The following is a 2182-nucleotide window of genomic DNA, read 5'->3' as shown; positions in this document are numbered from 1 at the left end:
TGCATCACAGGCCGGACACACGGAAGCACCTGAACCCGCGCGATCAAATCTTCCGAACACCCCCTTGTATCCGGTGGGGCGTCCACACACGGACGGCCATTAATCTTCACGGCCGACACGCGTGACGCGCCGCAAAGCCGTGGCCAGGTCAGGTCTTGGAAGGCTAGCGGACACTCGAGGCTTTCTGGGGAACGACTTGCGACACTTTGAGGATCGGGCCGCTTGTATAGTGGCAGTAACCGAGAACCATCATGGCGCCCGGCCACTCAGTTTCGCATTGACCGACGACGCCGATCATCCTGTACCGCATGGCATGTTTTGGAGCGTGCTGAAGAACCTCTTCTCGAGCATAGATGCCGATGCGGTAGCCTGCGAGCGAGCGGGTCGAGTTCGATCCTTTCGCGTTGCCGTGAGATGCTTTACCAAAAAGAGCGCGGCTGCTCCAGAAACCTTCGACTGCGACACAGGCGCCGGTCAGCTTATCTCTTTTCTCCAGAACCTCAGCAAAAGACACATTTTGCGCGCTTTCTCGATTGCACTTCGCTGGATCAGACCACGCTCCGATTATCACCTCGTCGGATCCAGGAGCATCTGCGACAGATTGCGAGGAAGCGGTCGTTCCGATGGCCGCAGCGGTGACCACCATGAGAAGATGAGCGAGCATGGCTCAACGTAGCACGTGTCTGAACGCCCGCTAGTGGGCGCTTGCGGCCCCCTGCCCTCGCGAGCCGAGGACCCATTCCCGATCATTCACACCGCTAATGTCTCCGCCCGGGATCGGTGCCTCGTTCATGGATCGGTGATCAAGCCGACCGGCTCATGCTGGCGGCTCTGATGCTACCAGTGCGTAGGGCACCGGCGCTTGGTAGCACTTGCGTAACGTGAACCCGAGTCGGATCATGCAGCACCCGCGCCATGAAACTGACGAAGCCAATGCCAAGGGGGCAGCGTGAGCGACGATACCGAGCCTCTAGACGAACCCATCCTCGCAGAAGATCTGACGCCGCACGCCAAACAGAATATGACCAGCCCGTTCGGCCGCCTGGTCGAACGGATCACCTATGTCGATGTACTTCTTCTGGCCGGCTTGGTGCTGCTGGCATCGTCACTATGGTTCCGGTTTGGGCCGAATGGCCAAGCACTGAAGGAGGGCGGTGCGAGCCTTCTCGACTGCGTCTACTTCGTCCTCGTCACCTTCACCTCGCTTGGATATGGCGAGCTGCTCCCGGTCGGATTCGGCCGCATCGTTGCAATACTCGATGTCTTGTCCGGCTTACTACTAACAGCAATTTTTATCGGCAAGGTCGCTTCGGAGCGCCAATCATCGCTTCTTCTTCTACTTCATACTAGCGATACCCAGAGACGGATTTCTGACTTCGCTGACGAGCTGCAGAGCATGCGGACGCGGATTCAAGGGTTTGCCAACGATGGGAGCGTAGCCGATCTGAACCTTGCGCTTGAAGCACATCTTCGCTTGACCAAGGCGATGGGCAATTACCTCATGTTCAACGCGCACCAAGCCTCCGTCGTCGAGTTCGGAAACTTCACCGCCCTAATAGGCCTATACGACGAGATCAGGGACTCGTTCAAAATGCTCCAGAAGCTGCACGGCGGCTGTCTGCAGCTCGCCGATGTGATGGTGATGCGACGGTCTTTCTCCAACATGAGCAAGCTCACCCGCATCGTCCACCGCATGGGCGCGCTCCACCACAAGCCGCGCAGTCGAGATTCGCTTTGGCGAGCCGCCATCCGAGTTCTGCTGAGCGAGCCGCCAGCAGCACCGCCAAATGTCGAGCTGTCTGCACGCAACCGCCTCACCGCATTGGAGCGCTACATGGACGCGAAGATAGTCGACGCCCGTGCATGGACCGCGATTGGGCATCATCCCATCCAAATCGAGCGCGTTTTTGAGGCATTTCCAGCGAAACCAAGATCGGAGTGGCCCACCGGGATCCACAAGGTCATCGCCGGGCGTCTTAATATTTCGAACTCGGTTGCGACACTCTGCATAACCGACTTACTGAATGCCAAGCGGCTGCCGAAACGCGGGGGTAAGGCGTGCGTGCCGGTCGGAACGGCGCGATCGCTTAGAGCGGTTTCCGATCAGTCTGCATCGTAACCGGCGTTGGTGAAGTAGTTGGCGCACTCCTGTGGTGGGTAGAGGTCGAGGATGCGGCCGATG

General features: G+C 58.7%; 2 protein-coding genes. One reads left to right on the top strand and one right to left on the bottom strand.

Translation table 11 applies throughout. The features are described 5' to 3' along the window. Positions 1-163 precede the first annotated feature (163 nt). Positions 164-664: a hypothetical protein gene (locus FHY05_RS22190; protein ID WP_183946701.1), complete on the bottom strand. Its 501-nt coding sequence runs from the start codon at positions 662-664 to the stop codon at positions 164-166. Positions 665-949: 285 nt separating this feature from the next. Here FHY05_RS22190 and FHY05_RS22185 point away from each other — a divergent pair, with 285 nt between their 5' ends. Continuing rightward, positions 950-2119 carry a potassium channel family protein gene (locus FHY05_RS22185; protein ID WP_183946699.1) on the top strand — a complete coding sequence of 390 codons (1170 nt, stop codon included), beginning with the start codon at positions 950-952 and terminating at the stop codon, positions 2117-2119. Positions 2120-2182: the final 63 nt, after the last annotated feature.

This window comes from Sphingomonas sp. BK580, from assembly GCF_014194975.1.
Lineage (GTDB): Bacteria > Pseudomonadota > Alphaproteobacteria > Sphingomonadales > Sphingomonadaceae > Sphingomonas.
Note: the sequence above shows the minus strand (reverse complement) of the source record. Positions and strands in the feature narration are given on the sequence as shown.

Coding starts and splice junctions, on each gene's coding strand:
- FHY05_RS22190 (WP_183946701.1), bottom strand. CDS start 664: ATGCTCGCTCATCTTCTCATGGTGGTCACCGCTGCGGCCATCGGAACG.